General features: G+C 38.4%; 26 protein-coding genes. 16 read left to right on the top strand and 10 right to left on the bottom strand.

Annotated features, from left to right (window positions below; translation table 11 throughout):
* Positions 1–30 precede the first annotated feature (30 nt).
* Genes rnc through EHQ47_RS12245 form a run of 5 tightly spaced genes read left to right on the top strand, consistent with a single transcriptional unit; the run spans position 31 to position 3,921 of the window.
* A complete protein-coding gene (rnc, locus tag EHQ47_RS12265) occupies positions 31–759 on the top strand; it encodes a ribonuclease III (RefSeq protein ID WP_135749506.1) in 729 nt (242 codons plus the stop codon).
* Positions 756–1,220, top strand: a complete 465-nt coding sequence (locus EHQ47_RS12260) for an NUDIX domain-containing protein (RefSeq protein WP_135694130.1) — start codon at positions 756–758, stop codon at positions 1,218–1,220. The genes rnc and EHQ47_RS12260 overlap by 4 nt, the downstream gene beginning before the upstream one ends.
* Positions 1,217–2,308, top strand: coding sequence for a 3-dehydroquinate synthase (aroB, locus tag EHQ47_RS12255; protein ID WP_135749507.1), 1,092 nt, complete (start codon positions 1,217–1,219; stop codon positions 2,306–2,308). Before EHQ47_RS12260 ends, aroB begins: the two co-directional genes overlap by 4 nt.
* A gap of 1 nt (position 2,309) precedes the next feature.
* Positions 2,310–3,206, top strand: a complete 897-nt coding sequence (locus tag EHQ47_RS12250) for a mechanosensitive ion channel family protein (protein ID WP_135749508.1) — start codon at positions 2,310–2,312, stop codon at positions 3,204–3,206.
* Entirely contained in the window at positions 3,181–3,921 is a 741-nt protein-coding gene (locus EHQ47_RS12245; protein ID WP_208727438.1) for a toxin-antitoxin system YwqK family antitoxin, read from the top strand. The genes EHQ47_RS12250 and EHQ47_RS12245 overlap by 26 nt, the downstream gene beginning before the upstream one ends.
* A 4-nt stretch (positions 3,922–3,925) precedes the next feature.
* Here EHQ47_RS12245 and EHQ47_RS12240 read toward each other — a convergent pair whose 3' ends face one another.
* Positions 3,926–4,945, bottom strand: a complete 1,020-nt coding sequence (locus EHQ47_RS12240) for an LIC_10230 family protein (RefSeq protein ID WP_135750064.1) — start codon at positions 4,943–4,945, stop codon at positions 3,926–3,928.
* A gap of 6 nt (positions 4,946–4,951) precedes the next feature.
* The gene (locus tag EHQ47_RS12235; RefSeq protein WP_135694135.1) at positions 4,952–5,938 is read right to left on the bottom strand and encodes a hypothetical protein; all 987 of its coding nucleotides are present in this window, start codon (positions 5,936–5,938) and stop codon (positions 4,952–4,954) included.
* Positions 5,939–5,998: 60 nt separating this feature from the next.
* On the opposite strand from EHQ47_RS12235, the gene EHQ47_RS12230 reads away from it, so the two are divergent.
* The 11 genes from EHQ47_RS12230 to EHQ47_RS12180 all read left to right on the top strand — a co-directional run bounded on the left by EHQ47_RS12230 (position 5,999) and on the right by EHQ47_RS12180 (position 17,975).
* Positions 5,999–7,351: an ABC transporter permease gene (locus EHQ47_RS12230; RefSeq protein WP_208727437.1), complete on the top strand. Its 1,353-nt coding sequence runs from the start codon at positions 5,999–6,001 to the stop codon at positions 7,349–7,351.
* The gene (locus EHQ47_RS12225) at positions 7,344–8,039 is read left to right on the top strand and encodes an ABC transporter ATP-binding protein (RefSeq protein ID WP_135749511.1); all 696 of its coding nucleotides are present in this window, start codon (positions 7,344–7,346) and stop codon (positions 8,037–8,039) included. The genes EHQ47_RS12230 and EHQ47_RS12225 overlap by 8 nt, the downstream gene beginning before the upstream one ends.
* A 142-nt stretch (positions 8,040–8,181) precedes the next feature.
* Complete coding sequence (locus EHQ47_RS12220; protein ID WP_341867464.1) at positions 8,182–8,820, top strand: ATP--guanido phosphotransferase; 639 nt, start codon at positions 8,182–8,184, stop codon at positions 8,818–8,820.
* A gap of 61 nt (positions 8,821–8,881) precedes the next feature.
* The gene (locus tag EHQ47_RS12215; RefSeq protein ID WP_135777264.1) at positions 8,882–11,434 is read left to right on the top strand and encodes an ATP-dependent Clp protease ATP-binding subunit; all 2,553 of its coding nucleotides are present in this window, start codon (positions 8,882–8,884) and stop codon (positions 11,432–11,434) included.
* Between the two features lie 26 nt (positions 11,435–11,460).
* Positions 11,461–11,895, top strand: coding sequence for a hypothetical protein (locus EHQ47_RS12210; RefSeq protein WP_135694139.1), 435 nt, complete (start codon positions 11,461–11,463; stop codon positions 11,893–11,895).
* Positions 11,892–12,671, top strand: coding sequence for a tetratricopeptide repeat protein (locus tag EHQ47_RS12205; RefSeq protein WP_135749515.1), 780 nt, complete (start codon positions 11,892–11,894; stop codon positions 12,669–12,671). The genes EHQ47_RS12210 and EHQ47_RS12205 overlap by 4 nt, the downstream gene beginning before the upstream one ends.
* The gene (gene mtaB / locus EHQ47_RS12200) at positions 12,668–13,957 is read left to right on the top strand and encodes a tRNA (N(6)-L-threonylcarbamoyladenosine(37)-C(2))-methylthiotransferase MtaB (RefSeq protein WP_135749516.1); all 1,290 of its coding nucleotides are present in this window, start codon (positions 12,668–12,670) and stop codon (positions 13,955–13,957) included. The genes EHQ47_RS12205 and mtaB overlap by 4 nt, the downstream gene beginning before the upstream one ends.
* Before the next feature lie 55 nt (positions 13,958–14,012).
* Entirely contained in the window at positions 14,013–14,783 is a 771-nt protein-coding gene (locus EHQ47_RS12195; protein WP_135777263.1) for an efflux RND transporter periplasmic adaptor subunit, read from the top strand.
* A gap of 1 nt (position 14,784) precedes the next feature.
* A complete protein-coding gene (locus EHQ47_RS12190) occupies positions 14,785–16,038 on the top strand; it encodes an ABC transporter permease (RefSeq protein ID WP_135749518.1) in 1,254 nt (417 codons plus the stop codon).
* Positions 16,039–16,707: an ABC transporter ATP-binding protein gene (locus EHQ47_RS12185; RefSeq protein WP_135749519.1), complete on the top strand. Its 669-nt coding sequence runs from the start codon at positions 16,039–16,041 to the stop codon at positions 16,705–16,707.
* 95 nt (positions 16,708–16,802) lie between these two features.
* Positions 16,803–17,975, top strand: a complete 1,173-nt coding sequence (locus EHQ47_RS12180; protein WP_135777262.1) for a trans-sulfuration enzyme family protein — start codon at positions 16,803–16,805, stop codon at positions 17,973–17,975.
* Here the strand turns inward: EHQ47_RS12180 and EHQ47_RS12175 are convergent.
* From EHQ47_RS12175 to EHQ47_RS12135, 8 genes are all read right to left on the bottom strand, one after another.
* Positions 17,935–18,996 carry a multiheme c-type cytochrome gene (locus EHQ47_RS12175; protein WP_244290334.1) on the bottom strand — a complete coding sequence of 354 codons (1,062 nt, stop codon included), beginning with the start codon at positions 18,994–18,996 and terminating at the stop codon, positions 17,935–17,937. The genes EHQ47_RS12180 and EHQ47_RS12175 overlap by 41 nt on opposite strands.
* Positions 18,997–19,176: 180 nt before the next feature.
* On the bottom strand, positions 19,177–20,628 hold the full coding sequence (locus EHQ47_RS12170; protein ID WP_135777261.1) for a rhodanese-like domain-containing protein: 1,452 nt from the start codon (positions 20,626–20,628) through the stop codon (positions 19,177–19,179).
* Positions 20,629–20,636: 8 nt separating this feature from the next.
* Positions 20,637–21,593, bottom strand: coding sequence for a hypothetical protein (locus EHQ47_RS12165; RefSeq protein ID WP_135777260.1), 957 nt, complete (start codon positions 21,591–21,593; stop codon positions 20,637–20,639).
* Between the two features lie 3 nt (positions 21,594–21,596).
* Positions 21,597–21,956 (bottom strand): hypothetical protein, encoded by a 360-nt coding sequence (locus tag EHQ47_RS12160; protein WP_135777259.1) that lies wholly within the window; start codon positions 21,954–21,956, stop codon positions 21,597–21,599.
* A gap of 78 nt (positions 21,957–22,034) precedes the next feature.
* Positions 22,035–23,390 carry a rhodanese gene (locus tag EHQ47_RS12155; RefSeq protein WP_135777258.1) on the bottom strand — a complete coding sequence of 452 codons (1,356 nt, stop codon included), beginning with the start codon at positions 23,388–23,390 and terminating at the stop codon, positions 22,035–22,037.
* A 224-nt stretch (positions 23,391–23,614) separates the two neighbouring features.
* A complete protein-coding gene (locus EHQ47_RS12150; RefSeq protein ID WP_135777257.1) occupies positions 23,615–24,226 on the bottom strand; it encodes a helix-turn-helix domain-containing protein in 612 nt (203 codons plus the stop codon).
* On the bottom strand, positions 24,210–25,526 hold the full coding sequence (locus tag EHQ47_RS12145) for a hypothetical protein (RefSeq protein ID WP_167483287.1): 1,317 nt from the start codon (positions 25,524–25,526) through the stop codon (positions 24,210–24,212). Before EHQ47_RS12145 ends, EHQ47_RS12150 begins: the two co-directional genes overlap by 17 nt.
* A gap of 15 nt (positions 25,527–25,541) precedes the next feature.
* A complete protein-coding gene (locus EHQ47_RS12135; protein ID WP_135747052.1) occupies positions 25,542–26,018 on the bottom strand; it encodes a DUF4395 domain-containing protein in 477 nt (158 codons plus the stop codon).
* Positions 26,019–26,028 lie beyond the last annotated feature (10 nt).

Genomic DNA, 26,028 nt, shown 5'->3' with positions numbered 1-26,028 from the left:
CCGAATAGAGGAACCCGGATCTTTGAACCCTTGTCCGACTCGATTCGTATCAAACTCCCACCTGAAAGAATTTCCTCTCTTAAAGAACTCCAAGTTTTAACAAAAACCCAATTTAAGGATATTTCTCTTCTCCACCTAGCATTTGTTCACAGGTCATTCGCAAACGAAGACTCAGATCGTTATTTATCTGACAATGAACGTTTGGAGTTCCTTGGTGACTCGGTCCTCGGAATCCTCGCTGCCGAATTTTTATATAGATCCCTACCCAAAGGAAAAGAAGGGAAACTTGCTAAACTAAAAAGCAAAATGGTTTCTGCGCCCGCCATTGCGAAATTAGCGCGTGTGTACAGGTTCCCTGAGTATTTACTCCTCGGCAAAGGTGAGAGGGACAAAGGGGAAGCCAATGCCAATCTACAAGCAGACTGTTTTGAAGCTTTCCTTGGTGCTTTGTATTTGGACCAAGGATTAGAGAGTTGTCGTAAGTTCCTCACTCCTCATTTCCAAACGATGGAAAAGGCAGTGGATGATGCCGAAGAAACAAAAGATTATAAAACCATTTTGCAGGAATTTTGCCAAAAGAAATGGAAAAAATTACCTGAATATTCTGTTATGAAAGAAGAGGGTCCTGACCACGATAAAGAGTTCCTCGTTTCTGTTGTTTGCGATAAAAATTTCCAAACAAATGGGGAAGGAAAAAACAAACGTCGGGCAGAACAGATGGCAGCAAAAGCGGCCTTACGTTTTTTAAAGATACTATGATCGATTTTTTATTAAAATCCAAATCGATGAGAGTTCGGGTTGCCGCTCTCATCCAAGATCCCAAGGGTAAGATTTTGCTTGTACAACAGCAAAAAAAACAGTCGGGGTATTGGTTGCTTCCTGGTGGTGGGATTGAATTTGGTGAGTCGGGAGAAGAAGCACTCAAACGAGAACTGAATGAAGAATTGTCTCTGGAAGTGAGTAAAATGGATTTTTTATTTTTAAATGAATCCATCGATCCAAATAAAAAACGACATCTCATTCAAATTGTTTTTTTAACCAAGGTCAAAGATCTTTTACCCGTTCTCAATCCGAAAGAAAAGGCAATTTCCGGGTTTGGATATTTTACTACCAAAGAAATTTTGTCTATGGACATTCGTCCCGATATAAAACATTACTTCCGGGCAAAAACAACAAATAAACCTAGATATATTTCCAGCCCATGGGTGAATGAACCATGAAGTTGTCAGAACGTGAAATTATTGGACAGGGGTTTCGTTACCCAATTGAGTTACACGAAGACTTCCAAGGCCTCACTGAAAAATTAAATTCACTACCCAAGGTTTCAAAAATCTATGTGCTGACGAGCCGAGAAATTGCGGGAATTTATGAAAAATACATTACCAAAGAATTAAAGTCCTTAAACGTCCCATTTTCCTTTATTTATCTAAAACCTGGTGAAAAAAATAAACATATCGATCGAGTGAAGAAGGTCTACAACCAACTCATTGAAACGGATGCAGATAGAAGAGCCGTTGTCATCGCCTTTGGCGGTGGAGTGGTAGGTGACTTCGCGGGTTTTATTGCCGCTACCTATCAAAGAGGCGTACGTTTTGTACAGGTTCCGACGACATTACTCGCTTGTGTTGATTCCTCAGTTGGAGGAAAGGTTGCAGTAAATGTTGATTCTGGTAAAAATATGGTTGGAGCTTTTTACCAACCGGAGTTTGTTTTTGCTCCCCTCTTTACACTATCCACTCTCCCAGATAAAGAATGGAGTTGTGGGTTAGCAGAAATCGCAAAACACGCATTTCTCGATGGTGGAGACTTTTTAGAAAAAATATCAAATTCAATACGTTCAGAATACTTTGCAGATTCACCAATTCTTCGTTATGCGATTGAGGAATCCGTGAGAGTCAAATCCGGGATTGTTGGGCAAGATGAAAAGGAGTCGGGCCTTCGTGCTGTCCTAAATTTAGGACATACAACTGGTCATGCCATTGAATCGTTAACCCAATACAAAAAATATTCTCACGGGGAAGCCGTTTCTGTGGGCCTTGTGACTGCCTTATTGTTATCCAAAGAATTGGTTGGATTTTCAGAATCAAATTTTCAAAAGGCTATCACCCTTATGAAAAAACTGGAACTTCCCACTCGTTTGGAAGAAAAACCAGAAGAAATCTTAAAACATATGGAACATGACAAAAAAAAGGAAGGTAGTTCCTTAAAATTTGTTCTCTTAGAGGATTTTGGAAAACCAAAATTTGGTGTTCCGGTGGAAAGAAAGATGATCCTCGAAATTTTAAAACGCCAAAAAGGAAAACTATAGAATGGGTAGGGGAAGCCTAAAAGAATTCTATTTGGATTTAAATCCATTAACTTTACTTCGTAGTGCTAACCGTGATTTTGCGGAAACCATGATTCTGTTTGGATACATGGTCATTGTTGCTATATTTTGTTATAAAGTTACTATGATTCTTGTGGAGAGGATCAAACCAGCTCCCGATGCGGTTCATGAATACAATCGTAGAAAAGTAGCCCGTATGGGATTTCTTTTGGTGTTTGGGATTGCTTATCTTCCCATTGTGTTTTCAAGTTTGTCGCTTTTGCCCACGGTGCTTGGTCTTGCTGGCGCCGGGATTGTCATTTCACTGAAAGAAGTCTGGTTGAATATGGTCGGTTGGTTTATGATTATGGGAGCCAATGGATTTAAGGTGGGAGACCGGATTGAACTGGATAATATCAAAGGTGATGTTGTTAATATTGGTTTTTTTAAGTTCACTCTATTAGAAATTGCTTCAGACCCAAGATTTGAACAATCAACAAATCGACTCATTCACTTTCCAAATTATAATATTGTTTTGTATCGATTCTTTATTGTTTCGGAAACTATGGATTTTGTTTGGGATGAGTTTAAGGTATATCTTGCGATCAATTCCAATTGGGAAAAAGCAGAAAAAATCTGTTCCCAAATCCTTCATGAAGAATTGGTTTTGGCTCCTGAATTGGTAGAATCAAAAATTCGAGAGATGTCTAAAAACTATCTGGTTCGACTTGGCAAAACAACTCCTATCGTATACACTTCTTTAGAACCTGAAGGAACTATCCTGATGTGTTTACGTTACTTAACTCCCATTCGGTCAAAGAGGCTCAATCGAATTCTTATCTCAAAAGAAATCCTAACTAAGTTCAAAAATGAAAATGACATCTACATCCACACACATTAAAGACAGTTCGATCTGGGTCTTTGTATCCTTATTAGTTGCGATTTTAGTTTCCGGTTTGTTGTTCGGTCCTTGTAAAGCAACTGCCGCAAGGTCTGGGTCCATTCCTAAGGATGCAAACTACGAAAAAAAAACAAATCTCTACCTTTTGGTGGGGGATGGGTTTTACCGTGAATGGTATGAAAACGGAAACTTAATCACTGAGGTTCCCGTTGATGCTCTTGGCCAACCCAATGGATATGGTAAAAAGTTAAATTACCTCTCTGGGATTACCATCATGGAAGGGAATATGATCAACGGTGAACGAGACGGACTTTGGAAGTTTTATTTCTCCGATGGTAAATTATACATCGAACAAAATTACAAAGTTGGGAATCGCAAAAAACAGTTATGGATTCGATCTGCTGAACTCGGAAATGAAACCGGCTCCTATCATCGTTATTTTCGTAGTGGTCGATTGAACGAAAAAGGTTTTTTTGACGGCGGATTGCGTACAGGAGATTGGGTTCGTTATTATCCAGATACAAAAGTAGAAGAAAAGGGTAGTTACGAAAACGATAAGAAGGTGGGTGAGTGGTTTTATTACTACCCAACTGGTGCAAAAGAAGCATCTGAAATCTACTCCAATGAAGGAGAATTGATTTCAAGATCTACATTCTATCCGAATGGAAAGGTTTGGTGTTTGGTGCGCAAAGGGAAGGAACCTGAGTGCCACTAGGCACTCAAAATTCTGTGGCTTTGCCAAAAAGCCCCAAATGATTTTGGATTAGATCAATATTAAAAAGTAATAAACTAAACAAAAACGTTACAAAGAAAACAATAAGAATGGTGCTAAATAAAGACAAAAAGCCATTTCTTAAAAAACGAAATTGTAAATAAGCAAAACTAACAGTCAGATTTTTCCAATTACTACTGTTTGGTTCCCCGCCCACTTTTTTGTAATTGAAGATATAAAATAAAGATAAAATCCCAAGTAAAAAGAAAATAAAGTAACTAAATTCTGTTACATAGTGTTTTTGTAATAGGAAAAGCGGAATATAAATTAAGTTTCCAATTAAAATTCCAATTAAGATGATGATGGCCACATGAAACACTGGAGCGAAGATAGATCCAGTTTTTGTGTTACTTGGAGATCTCCCTTCTTCTTCTAAGGAAGAAGAAAATTGTAGTGATTGGAATCCTTCTGCTAGTTCTTTATTTTTTAAAATCAATCGATAGGAAATCACACTGATTCCGTATGTGAAAATTAAAAAAATGAAATAAAAATAGGAAAAAATTTCCTGCTGCATTGCCAAGTTGAGTTGGTAAAAAACTTTTGGTGCCAAAACAACAAAAGACACGGGATAAAAAACATTTGCCAATGTTTTATGAAACCATGCTCTGAATGCATAGGAAACTGCAGTTGAAAATGCTAATAACAAATAAAACAAAGAAAGGCCGAGTAATAACTTTTGACCAACTAAGACTCGTTTGATATTTTCTTTAGTGTCTTCCTGCTCTGTATCTACTGGAAGTTCTCTTGATTCCAACTCAACCAAAAATGATTCTAAATAGGAAATTCGATTCAGAACTCCGTTTTCAGCAACTACTTGTGGTTTCATTGATTCCATTGCCGAATCGGACGGTTCTGTGGCGATATAATCGGGAAACTGAACTGTATAATCAACAAAGAGAGAATGAATGAGAATGATGGCAATAAATGCCGAAGTGATGATCGGGAGTCTTTTTTTTATTTTTTCCATAGAAGTTTATAAAATTACAAAAATAGTCATCATACCAATCGCAAGAACGATTAACATAATGATATAAGGCATTAAATGAAAACTTTCATCAGCAGAAAGTTTTTGGTTTTGTTTAGCTTTGGTAACGGCTGCCGTGGGAGATGCCACTGAACCTATGATATTGGCGGCCCCTTGTTGTGCATCCGTTGTTTTGATTTTTACAGAATTCTCTTCTTCAATGATTTTTCCGTAGATTTGTTCATTGATTTTAATGACAACTTCCGAAAAATTTTTGTTATTCGAGATGTTTACAATTTTTGCGGGAATTTGTTTGATTGCACCAGATTCTTCTTTGAGTTCTAGAGTATTGATGATGGAATCTGTGATTCCATCACCAGGAACCAAACGAATGTAAACATTATCACCTGCTTTCAGTTCAACGAGGGGTACTCCATTCACAGGGGAGAGTTGGAACTTAAATTGAACAATTTGTTTGTCAGCTGGGATTAAAAAACCGGAGGCTTGGGGAACTGGCGTTGGAGGAGGGGCTTCTTTTTTTGCAACTTCTTCCTCGTCCACAGTGGTTTTTGAAACTTCACTTGGGTCAATGAGTTCAAAATGGATCTCCACTTTAGGTTCTGTGTTTCCCGAGGTTCTTTTATGAATTTCGCTAAAAACAAAGTCCAAACGGTCTGTTAGGTTGTGATCCATGTAGTGAAGGATCTCTTCCAAAAAACTTTCTGATCCAAATTTTGTTTTGATCAGCTCTTGGAGGGACTTTGTGATGTTTTTTTGTTGTTCCCCTTTGTAAATCACCCGTTGCATTCGGTTATAAAAGTCCTGAAATGTGGACCGAACTGGCAAAAGGGACAGCGGGCTTGTACATGAAACTCCCTCAAACTTCACCGATTTGGTTTCAACCGGGTCAATGACAGCCGCAATCATGGTGTAGACCATATTGGCTTCGTCTCGAAGGTTTACTTTGACAGAATAATAGTTTGGTGTCTCAGGCATAAGGTTCTTTTTTGACAGTATCCATCTTTGGAAGAAAGCTGTCAAAAAGATTAGGTCATCATGGGAATTGTCTCTTTAATCACAATCCGTTACATCCGAGGGTCCCGAGTACTAGGATTCCTCTCCATCAAATCCAGGCTGTCGTTCATTGTTATGGCGGTGGGAGTGGGACTCCTCGTGGTTGTCCTCTCCATTTTCAACGGATTCCAAAAACAAGTGAAAGAATCTCTTTGGCAAGGGGGACCACATATCACGATCGAAAACTCATATGGGTCTGGGGCGATTTATGATTATGAAAAGGTCATCGCTCACCTAAAGTCAGATCCGAAATTGGCAGAGTCTTTTGTTTCTGTTGAAGGAAACATAACGAGTCATGGACTCATTCAAAGTAATAACAACTTTAACCCCATTATGATTCGTGCAGTCCCTGTGGACTCTGTCGAAAAATTAGTGGAGAATGGGTTACCAAACTTTCCTCGCATTTTGCAATACGATCGAGATGAGATCCAATCGATCAACACGAAGAAATTGGTTGTTGTGGGAAAAGAGATGAGTGCCATCTACGGGTATGGGCTTGGTCGTGAAATCACAATGGCTGTTCCCGGTGGAAGATTTACTGTGGAACGTGGTGTCCAAGTCAATGTCCAAACCTTTCGATTGACCGGACTTTTTAAAACAGGTTATTATAATTACGATTCTAAGTTTGTATTTTTGTCTCTTCCGCAAGCTCAAGAATTTTTTAAAATGAGTGGAGCAGTCAATCAGGTTGCTATTAAGGTTCGTTCTTTGGATGATTTAAAACTTACCAAACATAGGATCTTATCAAGGTTAAACGAAGATAACTGGAACAAAAAAATTCAAGATGAAACTTCATGGTCTGTTAGAACGATCGCTGAAGAACAGGAAAACTTTTTAGCAGCACTAAGGCTTGAAAAAACAATCATCTCCATCATTGTATTTTTATTTATTGTCCTTGCAGCACTTGGGATGGTGGCCACGGTCCATTCATTGATTCGAGCCAAAAGAAGATCCATTGGAACACTGAAGGCACTTGGCCTTGCTTCCAATGATATTCTTTTGATTTTTACATTAAATGCGATGATTGTAGGGATATTGTCTTCGCTCGTAGGTGGAATGGCTGGGATTTTTATTGCGACTAAGTTAGAAGTCATCATCAACGTAATCTCTGAGATCATCAATGGAATTGGTGGACTATTAAACCCTGGAGATTGGGATCCCGTAGAACTTGTACCAAAAGATATTTATTATTTTGATCATATCCCTGTGGACATTGATATTTCTTTTATCTTTATGGTGACAACGGCTGCGACCATTCTTTCGGGTCTTGCTGGTTATTTCCCTGCACGTATGGCTGCGAATCTAAACCCTGTGGATACAATCCGAAATGACTGATATGAATATAAAACCAACTGTTTCCGTTCGCAAATTAGAAAAATACTATCAGGTTGTTGATAAAAGATACCATATCATATCGGGCCTAGATTTTGAAGTTTTGCCTGGTGAAATTGTTTCTGTAGAAGGAGCTTCGGGAGTGGGGAAGTCCACACTTCTCAATATCCTTGGCGCTATGGATTCGTTTGACGACGGTGAGGTGGAAGTATGTGGAGTGAGTCTAAAGAATCTAAACGAAAAACAAAGAGAAAGTTTTCGTGCCGAAAAAATTTCTTTTATTTTCCAACAACATCTTCTGTTACCTGATTTTACCGCTCTAGAAAATGTAATGATGCCACTTCTCATTGCAAAAATGAATCCAGGTTTGGCAAAACAACAGGCCACTGAAATTTTAAAAAAGGTAGGTCTTGGCGAAAGGACAGATAGTTTCCCATCCCAACTCTCCGGTGGAGAAAGTGCTAGGGTCGGTGTGGCAAGAGCCCTTGTGGGAAGAAGGCAACTCATTTTGGCAGATGAACCAACAGGAAACTTGGACCGGGATAACTCTCGCCATTTGATGGATTTAATCAAAGAACTGCAGAATGAATTTAAGTTCTCTTTGATTCTTGTGACTCACGACTTGGAACTTGCCTCTATGGCTCACAAACGAAATCGAATTGTATCAGGGCAGCTAACGCCAGTTATCTAAAATGCGCTTTTGTCGTTTTTGCGGAACCACAGAAATCCAGTTTCGTAAAAGCGGCAAGTTTGGGTGTATTCATTGTGTTTCCAATTTTGAATTTCCAAAACCAAAAAAAAACAAAATCATCCCCAAAAACTTAAGGGAAGATTTGGAAAATTTTGTAAAAGAAAATACAAACCATCTCTCTTTATTGTCTTTTCGAACTCGCATCACAAGAAATTTAAAATCAAATCTTTTTCCTTTTTATGAAACTTTTGAAGATAAGTCTAAACGGCTGTTAGTTGAAAATAAAATGGATGTTTATTTGTATCCGGATGGTTTTTTTTCGAATCCTCCAAGGAGTGCGGAACCGGAATCTACAATGGGTTTTTATTTGGGATCGGAAGACCATATCCGCTGGGAATCCATCTGGGTTTTCCCACCGAAAAATTCGCTTCCCTTCCCCCTTAGAGAAAAAAAGAAAATTTCCATTTTTCGTTTTTTATTCCAAAAATCCCACTGGGCCCATTTACCGGAATGGGGATTTGTTTCTTCCTGCCCCACCAATTTGGGAATGGGAAGGCGAGATTCTGTCCTACTCGGAGTGGATCCCGACCTTGCGATTGGGTTTTTTTCAAATTTACAAACATTGTCTGAATTTGGTATAGAATTTGCTCCTTCCACCGATCATAGATTTAGGAACATCGGAAAAGACCGAGTCCTAGTCGTAAAAATTTCGTGGAAGAACGCCTCAGTGGTTCAAAAACGTCAGTTTTACAAAATTCTTGGTTTACTAGGCTCGTATTAAACCGGTACGGTCGTGATGGGAACAAAGAACGTTCGTCTAATTAACAAAGGCAGGGTGCGGCATGTTGGAATTCACAAAAAGAGCAAAAAGAGTCATCAACGAAATCGCCCAAGATGAGGCAAAACGTTTGGGTTCCGATTTTATCGGTCCTGAGCACATTCTACTTGGGCTTCTCCGGGAGGAGGACTCTGTCGCGATCAAGATTCTAACGAATCTAAATATCAATTTAAACGAACTTCGTAAAGAAGTCGAAAAAAGAACTCGTGAGGGTTCGGGTGCCTTGCTTTTGGATGTAAGCCAAGGACAAGACAAATACCAAAAAATGATCGAAGTTTCTAAAGAGGAAGCAAAACGCCTCAAACATAACTATGTAGGAACTGAACACATTCTATTGGCATTATTACGTGATAATAATAATATCGCGGGCGGATCGTTATCATCTTTTAGCGTAAATTATAACGTCATTAAATCTGAAATTTTACGACTTCTCGGAGCTCCACCTTCTGGTGCTGTGGGTGGAGCTACGGGAACACAAGGTGCAACCCAAGGCCAAACACAACAACAAGCGGCCCCAAGACAAGAGAAGAGTAAAACTCCGATTTTGGATGAATTTGCAAGAGACTTAACCCAACTCGCACGTGAGAAAAAATTGGATCCAGTGATTGGTCGTTCCAAAGAAATCGAACGAGTCATTCAAATCCTTTCTCGTAAAACGAAAAACAACCCAGTTCTTGTAGGAGAATCGGGTGTGGGAAAAACGGCGATTGTTGAAGGTCTTGCACAAGCCGTAATCGAAAAATTAGTTCCAGATTTACTTTTCGATAAACGAGTGTTATCTCTTGATTTGGCAAGTCTCATTGCTGGAACGAAATACCGCGGTGAGTTTGAAGAACGATTGAAAAAAATCATGAAAGAAATCGTTACTTCTCAAAACATCATTATCTTTATTGATGAGTTACACACTCTGATTGGAGCGGGTGCCGCAGAAGGTGCTGTGGATGCAGCAAACATCTTAAAACCAGCTCTTGCACGTGGGGAATTACAATGTATTGGTGCCACCACCAATAACGAATACCGTAAATACATCGAAAAAGATTCTGCTTTGGAAAGAAGATTCCAAATGGTGAAGGTTTTAGAACCTTCCGTGGATGATGCGGTTCTTATCCTAGACGGTTTGAAAAAAGCATACGAGGCTCACCATAAGGTCCGTTATTCGGAAAAAGCGATCGAACAAGCTGTGAAGTTATCTCACCGTTATATCAACGATCGTTTTTTACCAGACAAAGCCATTGATATCATTGATGAAGCAGGAGCAAAAGCACGCCTTGCGAATTGCCAACGTCCAAATGAAATCAAAGAGATCGAAGAAGAAATCAAAGGTCTTTCTGTTAAAAAAGAAGATTTGGTTCGTAGCCAAGAGTATGAAAAAGCTGCAGCTGTTCGCGATGAAGTGAATCGTAAAAAAGGCCAGTTGGAAGAAAAAACCAAACAATGGCAAGAACGAATGGAAGGTTATGCCGTTTCCATCGAAGAAGAGGACATACTTTCTGTTGTGAGCCTTTGGACAGGAATTCCATTGAAAAAAATGGAACAGTCCGAAAATACCAAACTTCTCAATTTGGAAGAAGACATCAAAGGTCGTATTGTTGGCCAAACTGATGCCATCGAAAAAGTGGCTCGTGCCGTCAGACGTTCTCGTACCGGTCTTAAAAGCGAAAAACGTCCTACTGGATCGTTTATTTTCCTTGGCCCAACGGGTGTGGGAAAAACAGAACTTGCTAAGGCGCTCGCAGAACAGTTGTTTGGATCGGAGGATAATATGCTCCGCATTGATATGTCGGAATATATGGAACCTCACGCAGTATCCCGTTTGATTGGAGCTCCTCCAGGTTACGTAGGTTATGATGATGGTGGCCAACTCACTGAGTTTGTCAGAAGAAAACCATATAGTTTGGTGCTTCTTGATGAAATCGAAAAGGCACACCATGATCTTTTTAACATCCTACTCCAAATCATGGAAGAGGGAAACTTAACTGATACGAAAGGTCGTAAGGTAAATTTCCGCGATACCATCATTATCATGACATCGAACATCGCTGCGAAAGAAATTTCGAAAGGTGGAAGATTGGGTTTTGAAGACTTCGCAGAAGAAAGAGAAACTTACAAAGCAGAACAAGCTCGTGAACAGTTGAAAAAACATTTTAATCCAGAATTCCTCAACCGTGTGGATGAGGTGGTTTACTTTTCTCCTCTCAAAAAAGAAGAGATCGTAAACATTGTGGATATCATGTTAAAAGACTTTAACAAACGTTTGACTGAGAAAAAAGTTCTTGTTGACCTTTCTCAATTGGCAAAAGAACATTTTGCAACCATTGGATACGACCAAAACTATGGGGCACGACCACTTAGGCGTGTGTTCCAAAGAGAATTGGAAGATTATATGGCAGTACAATCTTTGAAAGGTGTTTATGACAACCCAACAAAGATCTTCGTTGATTTTGCAGAAGGAAAACTAGTGTATTCGGAAACTCCTTGGTCTGATTACAAAGAAATTCCGAAAAAAGACGATGGTTCTTCTCCAAACACAGAGGAAAAAGATTTGGCTCTCGTTTAGAGAGCCTTTCGGAAAGGCGAACGGAAATGGCTATCCTCATTCCCCTCGTCTTTCTGTTTTCTTATTTTTTTATCCGCAAAATTTGGTTCCAACTCCGAAAAATCCGTACTGTTGGCACAATTGAACGAATTGAATTGGGATTCATTCGCCCGAATCTCATCCTCCCTGAAGTGAAAGTCTATTATAAATACTACTTCCAGTCGGGACTCTATTTTGGGTCCGGGTATCTCAACCTTTCAGATTTTCTCTCCCACCAGGAATTCCACGTCCATATGGGGCCGGGAGAAAACCCAATTCTTTACACCGCAGATACCGAAATCATCACCGAAGAACATATCGAACATTACTTGCTTTCCAAGGGGGGAAGCGTTTTCCTATACCTGGACCCCATCGAACCTTACCATTCCAGGATTGATTCGGTCAATTTGAACTCCATTACAGTTCCATCGGACCTTTTATGAAACATTTGATTTATACTTTTGCCGTTACCTGTCTTCTCGTAACATCCCTTCACTCTCAAGAAAAAGAACAAGTTGGTTCCGCTTATTTCCAAGCTGTGGATGAATATAAGGTTAAAAATTATAACAAGTCAATTGAACTAGTCAAAAGCCTTTTGACTGATGGAAAGTCTTCTTATGAGTTTTATGCCTTACTTGCATTTAACTATGATAAATTGAACGACTTCGAAAATTCTTATAAAAATATCTTGGAAGCAAGAAAACGTAAACCCGATGATGAAGACCTATTGCAAGCAAGTCTTGCGATTCTAACGCGCCATAAAAAATGGAAACCAGCAATTGAACTGGCTGAAAAAACTATTCCTTTATACCCACAAAACCCTGAAGTTAGATACTTTTATGCGTTAGCACTTTCCGAAAAAGGTGCTTCCAAAACAGCTCTTTCTCAAATCGAAAAAGCAAAGGCAGGAAGCCCAAATGATTTTCGAATGTTAGAGCTGGAAGGGAAAATTTATTATAATCTAAAAAATTATGACAAAGCAGATGTTAGTCTGCGATGGGCATCATCTTTAAACCAAAATTCAGCTGAAATTTGGAATAACTTGGCTCTCGTTCAAGAGTCATTATTTAAAACTAATAAAAAATTGGGAAAAAAATCCCAGGCGAACACCTATTTGGCGGAAGCAAAGGATTGTATCCGAAAAGCTTCTGATTTAAATGGCGAAAGTAATACAATCAAAGAAAACTCTAAACGGATTGTAGCACTGAACGACTTGTGAAAATTAAGTTTCATACTCTTGGCTGTCGGTTGAATTTTTTTGAAACCGATGGTATGTACTCTGTATTAAAAGACAAAGGTTTTTCTCTGGCGGAAGCCCAGGAAGAGGCACAGTACATTGTTGTGAATACATGTACTGTGACAAATAAAGCTGATGTAAAAAATCGAAATATCATCCGCAATGCCATCCGCACAAATCCTGGTGCCAAGGTTTATGTGACTGGTTGTTATGCGGAGACTGATAAAGAAATTTTACAAAATATCCCCGGAGTATTCGGTGTTTTTGGGAATTCCGAAAAAAGTGCTCTTCCTTACAAAATCTTAGAAGACTTTGAAGGTAAGGATAGTTATCCAGAGAAAACACTCGATCGATTTGCTTATTCCGATGTTCTACCAGAAGGCCATACTCGTTCTTATCTAAAAATCCAAGATGGATGCAATCGGAAATGTTCTTATTGTAAAATACCTGCGGCCCGTGGACTTGGTGTTAGTCGAAATTATAATGATGTTTTAGATCAGGTCCGATATCTTCAAGACAATGGGGTTGGGGAGATCCAATTAACCGGTGTTAATTTGGGTTGGTACCGGTTGGAAAATGGAGAAAAAGGATTTCTCAATCTTTTGGAAGATATTCTAAAGATTTTAGAATATTCTAGAATTCGCCTTTCTTCGATTGAACCACCGGATGTGGGTTCCGGTTTATTAGATTTAATGAAACACCCACGCTTTTGTAAATTTTTGCATGTTCCCATCCAGAGTGGGAGTCGAAAGGTTTTGAAGGATATGCGAAGGACTTATCATCCTGATGCATTTCGCACCAGGATCGAACTTGCCAAAGAAAAACTCCCAAACTTGTTTTTAGGAACAGATGTAATTGTTGGATTTCCATCGGAAACCGAATTAGAGTTTCAAGAAACAAAGGATTTGTTGGTCGAACTTGGATTTGCAAAGTTACATGTATTTCCTTATTCAGTTCGTAAAGGAACTACGGCCGAAACGTTTGGTGATCCAATCCCTGGTGATGAGAAAAAACGCAGAGTGCTAGATTTGATGTCACTTAGCTCCACACTCCATACTAAATATGCTGAATCGGTTTTAGGAAAAACCTATGAAGCCATTCTCGAAAGTGATGGCAGGTTAGTGACTGATAATTATCTGAAAGGTCGATTGGAAAATTCCAGTATCTTTCATACTTTACAAAAAGGCCAATTCGTTGATGTTAGGTGTTTGGAATACAAACCCGCCAAAGACAAAGAAGGTGAGTTCGTTTTCGGTTTGTCCCTTTAGTTTTTTATAGAAAAAGAATTTTCAAAAACTTTCGATCATTGACTATTAGGTCATCATGGACCGTAAAAAGTTATCTATCATTGGTTTTATCGTTGTAATGGTTCTAATCGTTACAATTTACCTTTTCTTTAGAAATTCCCAATCCAATCGATTGAAAATCGAAAGAGGATCTTTGGTAGAAGCCGTTTATGCTTTGGGAACTGTGAAACCTGTGGATAGTTTTAGTTTAAAGTTTGGAATTGCTGCTTCCGTTCGAGAAATTTTTGTGGAAGAAGGTCAAATGGTCACAAAAGGGCAAGCCCTTCTAACCAACGATTCAGGAATCACCTTTCGATCTCCATTTACAGGCACCTTAACAAAGTTAAATGTTGCGAAAAATGAAACAGCAATGCCTGGACTTCCTCTTTTAGAAATCCAGAATTTAAAAGAAGTATATATCTCTGTATCATTGGACCAAGAGTCGGCTTTAAGGGTCAAACCAGACCAGGCAGTCCAACTTAGTTTTGAATCCATTCGTGGAAACGTTTATAAAGGAAAAGTGGAAAGAATTTATCCATCCAATGGCCAGTTTTTAGTACGCATTGAACCTCATGAACTCCCGCAAGGGATTTTACCAGATATGACAACCGATGTTGCCATAGAGGTTTCTTCAAAAGAAAATGTCGTACTAGTTCCGTTAGTTGCCGTGGATCGAGGGAAATTAACTCGTTTTCGAGATGGGAAACGTGATAAGATAGAAATTCGAATTGGGGCAATCAATTCTGAGTTTGGAGAACTCATCCAAGGGGATTTAAAAGAAGGCGACGAAGTATTGGTTAAGAACTAATATGTTGTTTCTTGCTATTCGACAAATTCTTTCGAGACCCCAACAATCAATTTTAACATTGATTGGGATTGTTTTGGGTACTGCCGGTTATATTGTATTCTCTGGAATTATGTTAGGGTTCCAGGCCGTCATTACTGACCAATTGGTGAATTCGGATGGTCAAATTAAAATTTCTCCGAAAGACGAACTCATTACAGAGAGAACGTTTGAAGATGTTTTTTTTCAAAACAAAATGGTTCGTTGGTTATCTCCTCCATCGGGGCGGACCGATAACTCTCGTTTAACTAATGTTCTTGGGTGGATGGACAAACTTTCGAATGACCACAGGGTTGTTTCCTTTGCACCGCAGTTAACAAAAGAAGTTATTTTTGTGAATGGGAAAGCTACCGCACCGGCTCGTTTTGTTGGAGTTGATCCGAGTATCCAACCCAAAGTCACCAATTTGAGTGATTACATTGTTGAGGGAAAACTTGCGGATTTATCAAGAGGGACTTCCCTTGCCATAATGGGTGAAGGAGTTCTAAATAAACTGGGTGCAAAAATTGGAGATACTATCTCTGTTTATATTCCTGGAACTGATTTGATCCCAGTGAAAGTTGTTGGAGTATTGAGTACCGGGAACCGATTGGTAGATGATGTCACGGTATATTCTTCTTTATCCTCTGTCCAAAGTATTACCAAATCCAGTGGTGAGGTCTCGCAGATCATTGTAAAAATTAAAGACATTCGATCAGCCGCTGCAATTGCCGAAGACTTTCGTTACTTTAGCAAAGATAAAGTGGAAAGTTGGGATGAAGTTAACGCAAGTATTCTTCAAGTTTTTAGAACACAGGATATAGTCCGGAACTCAACAACATTTACCATTATCCTCGTTGTGGCATTTGGAATTTATAATATTCTAAATATGGTTGTAAATCAAAAGAAAAAGGAAGTGGCCATCCTTCGCTCCATTGGGTTTGATGAAAAAGATACAATTCAACTTTTTATTTTCCAAGGATTGTTTTTAGGAACACTTGGGGCCATCATAGGAATTTTTGTAGGAATTTTAGGATGTTATTATATTGATGGAATTCCCATTGGAGATCCAAAACACAATTCAAAGGCTCTGATGAAAACAATGATGATTTCTTGGGACTGGATGATTTATATAAAGGGTTTCTCAATCGCAGTTCTTAGTGCGTCGATTGCGAGTTATATTCCTGCTCGTATGGCAAGTCGTCTTTCTCCAGTAGATATCATTCGAGGAGCTACTTAAATGTTAGGAATCGAAGCCACACATATTTTTAAATCTTTCGGAGAACCACCTCAAGATGTTTTAAAAGATGTATCACTTGAGATTGCAGTTGGAGATTTTGTGGCTCTGACTGGAAAATCTGGATCGGGAAAATCAACCTTACTTTATATCGTGAGTGGCTTAGACAATCCAACAAGTGGCGATGTAAAATTGAATGGAAGTTCCCTTGTGGGTATGGGAAGTAAAGATATTCACACTTTAAGAAATTTATCGATAGGATTTGTCTTTCAATTTCACTACTTACTCCCTGAACTCACCGGCCTTGAAAACATAACGATGCCTGCGAGAAAAACTGGATCACATAAAATGATCGAAGAGTATGCTTTGCATTTAATGGAAAGTTTTTCCGTATTACACTGTAAGGATAAATTTCCAAGCCAAATGTCTGGTGGAGAAGGCCAAAGGGTGGCAATCGCACGTGCTCTTGTTCAAAAACCAAAGTTTCTTTTTGCTGATGAACCAACGGGAAATTTAGATACAGCTAATGGAGATAAGGTGATGGAGATATTCAAACGGATCAACAAAGTGGATGGAACCACCATTCTATTTGTCACTCACGATCCTGATTATGCAGGCCTTGCTAACCGTCGTGTCCATATGATCGATGGTAAAATTGCAGAAATTTCTTAAAAATTCTGCTATATTAGTTTATTTCCGATTTTATAGCAGATATTTTCTAAAAAAAATGATGTTTTCGAGCGTTCATCGCCAAACTTGGTAGAAGTATGTTTGAACACTTTGAAACTGACGCCATTCGCATCCAAACCAAACGAACCGGGGAAAAAGAACATTCCACCCCGCTATTTTTAACTTCTAGTTTTGTTTTTGATGATGCAGAACATGCAAGGGCGCTGTTTGCAGAAGAAGTGACCGGCAATCAATACACAAGATTTTCCAATCCGAATACAACTGAGTTAATTGATAAATTATGTTCTTTAGAGCACACAGAGGACGGAATCGCTACTGCTTCGGGAATGTCTGCTGTTTTTACTTCTGTGTTTGGTCTCGTTAAGTCGGGGGATCATATTGTATCGGCTCGCGCTATTTTTGGATCCACCCATCAGATTTTTGCGAACATATTGCCACGATTCGGAGTGACGACAACTTACGTTGATATCAACAAACCAGAGTTATGGGAAGCAGCTTTCCAAGAAAATACTAAAATCGTTTATATTGAAACACCTTCCAATCCAGGGCTTGATATTGTAGATTTGGCATGGGTAGCAGCATTATGTAAAAAGAAAAAAGCAATTCTCATTGTTGATAATTGTTTTTGTTCTCCTTATATCCAAAGGCCTGCTGATTTTGGAGCAGATATTGTAATTCACTCTGCTACTAAATATTTGGATGGGCAAGGCCGGGTGATCGCAGGTATTATTTTAGGCAAAAAAGAATACATCCAACCGATTCGTTATATGGCTCGTAATACTGGACCATCTTTATCTCCGATGAATGCATGGATCATTTCGAAAAGTTTAGAAACACTTGCGGTGCGTATGGATAGACATTCTGAAAATGCAATGAAGTTGGCTGAATTTTTAGAACAATCAGCCGATGTTGAATTAGTTAGGTATCCTTTTTTGCCGAATGATCCTGGTTATGCGATTGCAAAAAAACAAATGAAATCGGGTGGGGGAATTGTTTCCTTTGTAATCAAAGGTGGAGTGGATAGAGCTAGAAAATTTTTGGATGCTTTGAAATGGTTTTCTCTCACTGCTAATTTGGGAGATACAAGAACCACTGTGACCCATCCGACTTCAACGACTCATTCTAAACTATCGGAAGCAGAAAGACTTGCTGTAGGAATTTTACCAGGACTCATTCGTGTGTCTGTTGGTTTGGAACATATTGACGATATTATTGCGGAAGTGAAGCAGGCACTCGCCAATTCAAAGTAAATAATAGATAACGGGAGTTCTTTTTTTCTGATAAGGACTCTTGCAACATTTGTATAGCTTGTTTGGAGATGATGTCAGCTTTTGTAACTAACTGCTCTTCAAAACTCCGAACATAATGTTCATCTGGATTTACTTCAATTTCCCAAAGAAATTCTTGGATTTTATTTTTAGGTTTGTAATCAAATTGAACCATTAGAGTTCCATTTGGTTTGATCCTTGTATCAAAGTATTCTTCATTCAAATCGGTATTCACATATCTACCCACAATCGATTCATCCAAAAGGATTCTTTTTTTTTCATTTGTGATTGCATAAAAACGTAAATAGATCTTAGGAACTACATAAGTAGGAAACATATGGCCAACACCAATGGATTTGATTTCGGCTTTTACTGAATAAAATCCATCATGTTCGATGATTTCCCATCTTGGCAAAATAGAGTTTTGAACAAAGGTTTTATCATGAATCCCTTTCCAGGAGTGTTCCCTGTTTGGCATATGACAGTTTTGGCATTGTACTCCTTGTTTTGCAAAAGGGCTTTTTTCCCATTCGGAATACACTTCCATCAGTTTTTTCCCGTTAAGTTTCACTCCTTCCTCTTTACTTTCATGACAAGATTTACAAAACTTTGATGATTCAAAATCTTCTTTCACAATATAACCGTTATGTGGAAGTTTTTCTTTCGGAATATCCTTGTTTGTCTCTAAGCTTGTTTTTGGCGGTGGTCCAAATCGAATTTGGTTTCTGATGTGGCAAGAGGCACATAGAATCGATGGGTTTTTGATTCCATTTGGAAAGTTATGGGTTTTTGAACTGAGGATTTCAGGAGTTAAAAATTCAGTCGAAAGTTCTGATTTAGTTTCAGGAAGAGGTGAGTGGCAGTGGAAACAAGATTTGAATTCTTCAGATTTTAGAATTTCTTTCTGCCATAAAAAACCTTTGCCAATGGATTTTGCATGAAAACTATTTTGCCAATTTCGGAATTGTTCCGTATGGCAAGTACCACAAGCATTTGGGTCCATATTCTTTTCTAATGGAGAAAAATGCGAAGGAGGTTTCCCTTGTATTTGTATGGGATGGTTCCAGTGAGACTCCAAAAAATTTGAGTCAGAGCAACTTACGAACATTGGGACCAAAAGGAGAATGTTCGTAAGTTGGAAGTTCAGATATCGCATACCTATTCGTAAACAATACGATAAGGATTATCCTCCGCAAGCATTTCCACCGCCGCCGGAAGGTGCACCGCCACTTCCACCAGACGATCCACCAGTAGAAGTTCCTCGTAAAAATGCTTTGTCTTCTGTTCTCAGTTTGTTTGCTGTTTTTGAATATTGTCTTGATATATCCAGTTGGTAATTGGGAACATTGTTGTCTGCATTTGTCGTATTACTTTCCGAAAGTGTAACAATGTCTGTCCTCCAATAAGAAGCCGGTTGTGTGATGGCACTTGGGCTTGTACCAGAAGGCGGTGTTCGAAGTCCCAGTGCGCCAAATTGTTTCCATCCTCCTTCATATAACCTTGTTGGGTTGCCAAGAATTTGGTGTAATACAAACCAAGCTAGGGATCCTTTGTTTGCGTCCTCCCCATAAACATAAATTTGTTTGTTCGTTGGGTATCCTGTATTGTTTAGATACGTTTGGAGTTGGGCAAAGGATTTGAATTGGAAGGTTGTTCCGTCATACAAATCTGTAGGGATCAAATTTGTAGCAGACTTAACTCGTCCTTCATAAGTAACCACACAAGTATTCGTAACAAAGGTTGAATTTGTTTTAGCAGTACAGTTTGCATACTTAGATCCAGCTGCAGTTGAGTTGGTAGTTCCCGTATAAGAAGCATTTGGTCTGCCATCAATCAGAAAAAAACCTTCTGCTGGAATTGGATCTACCTCTTCCAGATTTGTGTTCCCATTTTTCACTGCATGAATTAAATCTCCAATTGTGAGTTGCAAAACAGTATGGTCCCGGTAAAGAGTTTTGATACTCCCAGCTCGATTGCTATTAGCATACGTATAGGATGGAGTTGTAAATATACTACCTGCTACGGTTAAATCTGCAATGGAACCATTTAGAATGGCTAACCTTTCTTTGGGGAACCCCCAATACAGTAAGGAATAATAAGCAAAAGTTGCAGAAGATAAATTGGTTAGTGAAGATGTATCTTGTGCAAATACAACGTAATCAATAGCAGGATCAATCCCATAAATGGCAAAAAAATCAGATATTTTTTTTCCTTTAGGAACAACTCCATCAATTGATAAAACTCCGTCATCTCTTGTGTCTGTCAGTAAATCAGGTAAATTTGCAATTGGATAAGCAAAACTTTGTTTTCCATCGAAGAAAACATAGCGCCCACTTGTGACACCTGATGTTTGGATCTGAAAAACAACCAAATTTCCAGAAACTCCAACAGGTCGATTGTTACTCCAATTAGATAAAAAACGAGAGAACTTGGATGATGTAATGAGTCCACTTTCATTTGCATTATAATCAGAATTGGATAATGTTGCCAGTTCTCCAGGTGAATAAACACGAAATAAAAAAGGAGTTAAGTCTAGCTTCATACTCTGTGGTAAAAACAGATATTCTGGCAAACCTTTACAACCAAGTATATGGATGAATAAAACAGTGAATATAGTTAAGTATTTAAGTTTCATTGATAACCTCAGAGATTGTATGGTAGTGTCGCAGCAAAACCAACAGTTTTAAGTCTAGCTGTGTTGTAGCCAGCAATGGTTTCCGAATAAAATAGAGTATAAAAATTTCCAAAACTGTCTGAATAACTCAAACCAACTTCAGCATTATGGAAATCTTCTTTTCTTCCCCATGCGGGCCGTTCATTTTGTACGTAAAGATCATATGGATTGATTCCGTAGATAGAAGGTTGCGGATAACGAACCATATTCAATGGAGGCTGTTGTCTTGGATCGGCATATGCATACCCACCTTGTCCAACTTGTCCACGAAGTCCTACCGTTAAAAAAAGCGATTCGAAAAATCGTTTATAAATCGCAGAGTAGTAAAGAATATCATCTGGAACTGGATTTTCACGTTTACGATAGGAAAATTCACCTAAAGAACCAAGTCCCCAGACTCCAAAATCTTTTGCTAAATAGAGATTTACTTCTCCACCACTTGCGCCATCTCCAAGTGATTGCGGGTTACGGTCATAATCTCCCCGTTTGATTCCTCCGAAACGAAGAGAAATTGTGGGCATCCATCGGTATTTAGAATCGAACTCGTCCAGGATTTTATAACGGAGTCCAAATCTTGTATCCATAAAGCCATATTTATCTGGAACATCCGGGGTTTGTTGTAACCCTAAATATCTGTTAAATACTCTATGTCTTCCTAGTTTTCCAAAACCTAATGTTAAATCTGCCGTTAACCGATCAGTAATCCCGTATTCTAAAGCTAAGTTTGCTACCGCTAAACGAACGTTATCGTCATACTTTGCTTTTTGCCCGGCTAAAAAAGCGCTGTCGTATTCGGAATGAATAAATACAGGACGTATCCAAAGTTGTCTTTCATAGGGAGCCCAAGCTTGTTGTGAATATATACTTGAGCTAACAAAAAAAGTAAAAAATAAAAATGATTTGATATAGTTGAAGTAGACTTTCATATTTTATTCCTTCTTTTTGTCTGGAAATTTCACATTGAACCGAATTTGGATGAAATATTCGAGGGCCTGGAGTTGTTCTTCCGTAAGTTTTCCTGCAAAGTCAGGAAGATTCACTCGTCTTTTTTCAGTATTTGGTAGACTACCTTGTAAGTATTCTAAACGTTCTTCTTGTTCAACTAACTTAACATTTGTTTGTTTTTCTAAGGTAATGTCTTGGTTATAGACTGCTTTTCCAAGATGGTATTTTTCTCTATCTTGGCCTTGTGGAATGTTTGCAATCCCACCACCACCAATTCCACCGGATGCACTTAATGCTGTAATGATCGTTAAGTGAATTAATATAATTTTTAATAAGTTCTTCATATAACTTTCCCTGTTGTATCGATTTATTTATTTTTTAGAGGGATGTTGGAACATCCCTCTAACCTTTTTTTAAAAGTTTTAGCGTTTGTATGCTTTGTCTTCTTCCACAATCTTTCTTGAAGTTGTTGCGAAAGTATTTAAATTAGTTGGAAGACTTGGATCAACATCTCCAGCTACGTTGTAGGTAATCACCTCTGATAATTCTGGTATATCTGTTCTGAACGGAGAATCCGAAGGTAATTTTGGTGCAGGTCCTCCACCAGTCAAACTTCCCCATTCAATCCAACTTCCATCATAGTATGTAGAAGGATATCCAAGGATAGCGATGTAAGAAAATCCAGTCACCTGTGATCTGTTATTTGTTCTGCAAAGTTGGATAGCAGTTTGTCCCGCTTGGTATCCTTTCCCATCATAGTATGCTTTTAAATCTGCTTTGGATTTGAATCGGAATTCCGTATCGAGTAAATCAGTCCACTTTACTTCTTTTGCTCCTTTGATTCTTCCTTCAAAACCAACATATTTTCCAGCTACTTCAGAAGTTGTACTTTTGATCACACCATTGTACTCATTGCTTGTTCCCGAAGAAGAACGTGCATCAGAAACAAATACACTAGAGGTAAGACCAGTTACAGTAACGTTGTTCGGTGATTTTACCGCTTTAATGACATCTTCCAAAGGCAACATAAGAATTGTATTGTCTACTCTGAGTGAACGAACAGAATAACGATTTGTGAAACCCGGAGGTGTATTTGTAGTTGAGCTGAAAGGAACAAAATTTCCATCAGTGACTGCAAGTCGAGGGAGTGTTCCATTGAGGAATGCTAAGTTTTTTGCATCAAATCCCCAATAACGGAAAGTATAAAATCCTCTGAGTGTTCCTTGGACGTGGCTATTGGCATTGGCAGAAGAAACAAAAACTACTAAGTCATTGATTGGATCAATTCCATAACGATTTAAAATCGAATCAACTTTTGTTCCGTTTGCAATGATGGAAACTGTATCACTAAGTCCACTATTTCTTTTTTGACTAAATCCATCACCGCCATCAAGAGCACTTGCCCCATCAGCAAATGTAAAACTATAGACAACAACATCGTTTCCATTTCCGGCGATGTATTCTTTTCCGACTGTGGCACTGGCACCATTTTGTAGGATAACCAATTTACCATTGATACCAGCAGGTTTTGTTCCTGCCCAATTGTTCACCCATTTGCCTAAAGTTGATGGAGTGATAAGGCCATACTCGTTGAGATTGTAATCATCGTTAGATTCTTTGGCTAACTCTGCTGCGCTGTTGACCTTGATTCCTGAAGAAAGGGCAAGGGCTGCTAGGAGTAAACTTTGGGTGTCGTTATTCTTATTGGCTCCACCGCAGGCTCCGATGAACCCCGCGGTAATAAGAGCAATCAGTTTGGAAACTAAATTGGTTTTCATTTGTAAATCCTTAGATTGAATTCCCGTTTTTTCTCTGTAGGGGTTGCACCAGAGACAAAAACAAGGTAAGGTCAGTCTGAAAAAGGGGGAGGAAATCAAAAACTGATTATCTTATATATTGAATATAAATTCCTATATAACGTATAAAATATTCTCGGGTTGTACATTCTTTTGGACCCCCTGTTTGGGAAGAGAAAGAAGGTCCATAAGTTCCTATATTTTTCTTACCTTACCTTTTTTGAGGCGATCCAAAGGAATTTGGATTCTTCTGGGGAGTCATTTTCAATCGATTCCAATTCTGAAATTGGGAAAAAAGCACTGTCAGATGTTTCTAAAAATAACTCTTTTGTTTTTAGTTTAATTTTGGATTGTCCGCTCACTTGGTAGATTTTGATATCAAATGCCGTTGGCAAATGTCCGAATTGAGTGAGTTTCCCAGTTGCCAGTTTCCATTCAACAATGCTCAAACGGTCCCTTTCTTCCTGGTAAAAAACGCGAGATTCTGCTGTATTTTTGGGGGAAATCCAACGTCTTCCTTCGTTTGCTCCAATAAACCGAGGAGATTGTGCAAATAAATCGGGAATCATTTCTCCAATGGGAATCCTGAGTGATTTGGATAATTTCCATAAAATTCCAATGCTTGGAGTGGTTTTGCCCGACTCAATGAGTCCGAGCATACCCCGGCTTACGGTTGATAGCTGGGAGAGTTTTTCCATTGATAACCCTAACTCAAGCCTTCGCCGTTTTAAGGTTTCTCCAAGAACAACCGTCAAAACTTCGTCTACATTTCTTTCGTTTTCTGTTGTGGCCGAAAAACTATCAATTTCTGTTTCCATACCCAATATTTCCCTTTGGAGCTATGTTTGATATATTGGATAGTTTGTAAAGTAAAATGAATATTTGTTTGAAATACCACAAGAGACAGAAAACTGAAATTAGGGCTTCGGTAAGGAGGATTGAGTCTGGGATTTCATAGAAATAAGTGAATTCTTGCCCCAATCGCACTTTTGTAAGGTAGGATAGTTGTGGGACCAAAACCAAAATCCATGGGAGGGGGGATGGAAAGGGAGATATTAAAATGATCGGGAGAAGAACCAAAAAATACCAAGGATTGGATACGGGAAGTAGGGATAAAAATAGAAAACTATATACAAAATACAAATTGTATTGAATGAAAAATCTTTTAAACTTTTGGATTCGATTTTGTTTCTCTAACGAGAGAAATACGTATGCAGTCATCATGATCAAATGGATCAAAAAAGGAAAAACTTTAAGGTCTGCTACTCCGAATAATCTCCAGAATGGTTCATAAAACTGATTGAATTTGAAATTTGCACCAAATTTAAGTAAGTTGGTAGTTCCAAAATCAATTGTGTTTGGGAAAAGTATGTAATAGATAAAAAAGAAAATAGAAAATCCGAGAAAAAAAGAAAGAGTATTTAAAATCCAATCTACAATTTGGTTTTTCCAATTTTGGATTTTTATTGTAGCAATTAAATAAAACGAATAAAGTAACGAAAATATTTTAACATGAACTCCAAGGCCCAATAGAAAACTTGCGAGAATTCTTTTTTTATCTTTTACTAATCGAAAAAAAACAAAAGCAAAAGATAAAACTAAAATTTCAAAATGCAAGTTTACATATACTTCTTTGATAAGAATCGGAAAACTCCAATAGAGTAGAAGATGTTTGTTGAATTTCTTTTTGGAAAAAAAAAGTATACAGGCTGTCTCAAAAAAGAGATAACTGAGTTTAAGAAAAATTCCCGAAAAACCAGCTGAAAATAAGGCAAAAAATAACAAAACAAAAGGGCTATAGATGGTTGTCCAATCGGGATGATTGATATGTGATAAAATTTCTATTTCGGATTCTGATATGTTTTGTTTTTGAAAATAAGTAGAGGCTGTGATTTGGTAAGGAGATTCTCCGTTACGAATTAAATTCCCTTCCCATAAGTATCTTGACCAATCGTCTTCCCAAATGGGTGGAAAAAAAATACAAAGAATTCTGAACCCAAATCCTATAAGAAAAATTAATTGTGAATGTTTTTTAAAAAAAGTTTTAGGTAAGGTTACCATCCCCAAAAAGAGAATGGTAACAAGAGAAAAAAAGGAAAAAAGAAACCATTGTACCAAAGTTTTACTACAAACTTATTTATTGAAGTTTAGGTTGTTGCATCGTTCACAAATTTCTTCTGGAATGATTCCCAGTTTCATCAGTAAACCAAAGACAAAACAACCAGCACACCATCCTAAAAAAGATTCGAGTGAAGCAAAAAAAACAAGAGTCGCAAGAGTGATTTGGTAAGCGAAGGAATAACCCAAAATAAAGAATCCAATTGCACTCAAACTAAAGAGAAATCCAATCAACTGCGCAAATCGTTTTGGTGGTCCTGCCGCTCCTACAAAAGAGATTCCAAGCCATGGCACCAAATACCGAGAAGTAAAAAAAGCAAATGGTTCAAACTTTGGTCCATAACTCAATCGCAGAGAAAATCCAAGTAACAGGAGTCCAAGAACATAGGCATTCGGAAATAAGATAGCGATGACGCCGAGGAATACAACAGTTGAAGCAACAATTCTTGTGACATTTTCATTGACCACATCCGGATAGTATCCAATTTTCATATTGCCCTCC

Source organism: Leptospira bourretii (genome assembly GCF_004770145.1).
In the GTDB taxonomy this organism is placed as follows: domain Bacteria; phylum Spirochaetota; class Leptospiria; order Leptospirales; family Leptospiraceae; genus Leptospira_A; species Leptospira_A bourretii.
Note: the sequence above shows the minus strand (reverse complement) of the source record. Positions and strands in the feature narration are given on the sequence as shown.

Excerpts from the sequence above, each read along its gene's own strand:
- EHQ47_RS12190 (WP_135749518.1), top strand. The coding sequence starts at position 14,785 with ATGTTGTTTCTTGCTATTCGACAAATTCTTTCGAGACCCCAACAATCA.
- EHQ47_RS12165 (WP_135777260.1), bottom strand. The coding sequence starts at position 21,593 with ATGAAAGTCTACTTCAACTATATCAAATCATTTTTATTTTTTACTTTT.
- EHQ47_RS12135 (WP_135747052.1), bottom strand. The coding sequence starts at position 26,018 with ATGAAAATTGGATACTATCCGGATGTGGTCAATGAAAATGTCACAAGA.
- EHQ47_RS12235 (WP_135694135.1), bottom strand. The coding sequence starts at position 5,938 with ATGCCTGAGACACCAAACTATTATTCTGTCAAAGTAAACCTTCGAGAC.
- EHQ47_RS12215 (WP_135777264.1), top strand. The coding sequence starts at position 8,882 with ATGTTGGAATTCACAAAAAGAGCAAAAAGAGTCATCAACGAAATCGCC.
- EHQ47_RS12205 (WP_135749515.1), top strand. The coding sequence starts at position 11,892 with ATGAAACATTTGATTTATACTTTTGCCGTTACCTGTCTTCTCGTAACA.
- EHQ47_RS12260 (WP_135694130.1), top strand. The coding sequence starts at position 756 with ATGATCGATTTTTTATTAAAATCCAAATCGATGAGAGTTCGGGTTGCC.
- EHQ47_RS12250 (WP_135749508.1), top strand. The coding sequence starts at position 2,310 with ATGGGTAGGGGAAGCCTAAAAGAATTCTATTTGGATTTAAATCCATTA.
- EHQ47_RS12195 (WP_135777263.1), top strand. The coding sequence starts at position 14,013 with ATGGACCGTAAAAAGTTATCTATCATTGGTTTTATCGTTGTAATGGTT.
- EHQ47_RS12210 (WP_135694139.1), top strand. The coding sequence starts at position 11,461 with ATGGCTATCCTCATTCCCCTCGTCTTTCTGTTTTCTTATTTTTTTATC.
- EHQ47_RS12170 (WP_135777261.1), bottom strand. The coding sequence starts at position 20,628 with ATGAAACTTAAATACTTAACTATATTCACTGTTTTATTCATCCATATA.
- EHQ47_RS12175 (WP_244290334.1), bottom strand. The coding sequence starts at position 18,996 with ATGGACCCAAATGCTTGTGGTACTTGCCATACGGAACAATTCCGAAAT.
- EHQ47_RS12245 (WP_208727438.1), top strand. The coding sequence starts at position 3,181 with ATGACATCTACATCCACACACATTAAAGACAGTTCGATCTGGGTCTTT.
- EHQ47_RS12225 (WP_135749511.1), top strand. The coding sequence starts at position 7,344 with ATGACTGATATGAATATAAAACCAACTGTTTCCGTTCGCAAATTAGAA.
- EHQ47_RS12230 (WP_208727437.1), top strand. The coding sequence starts at position 5,999 with ATGGGAATTGTCTCTTTAATCACAATCCGTTACATCCGAGGGTCCCGA.
- EHQ47_RS12155 (WP_135777258.1), bottom strand. The coding sequence starts at position 23,390 with ATGAAAACCAATTTAGTTTCCAAACTGATTGCTCTTATTACCGCGGGG.
- aroB (WP_135749507.1), top strand. The coding sequence starts at position 1,217 with ATGAAGTTGTCAGAACGTGAAATTATTGGACAGGGGTTTCGTTACCCA.
- EHQ47_RS12185 (WP_135749519.1), top strand. The coding sequence starts at position 16,039 with ATGTTAGGAATCGAAGCCACACATATTTTTAAATCTTTCGGAGAACCA.
- EHQ47_RS12150 (WP_135777257.1), bottom strand. The coding sequence starts at position 24,226 with ATGGAAACAGAAATTGATAGTTTTTCGGCCACAACAGAAAACGAAAGA.
- EHQ47_RS12240 (WP_135750064.1), bottom strand. The coding sequence starts at position 4,945 with ATGGAAAAAATAAAAAAAAGACTCCCGATCATCACTTCGGCATTTATT.
- EHQ47_RS12160 (WP_135777259.1), bottom strand. The coding sequence starts at position 21,956 with ATGAAGAACTTATTAAAAATTATATTAATTCACTTAACGATCATTACA.
- EHQ47_RS12180 (WP_135777262.1), top strand. The coding sequence starts at position 16,803 with ATGTTTGAACACTTTGAAACTGACGCCATTCGCATCCAAACCAAACGA.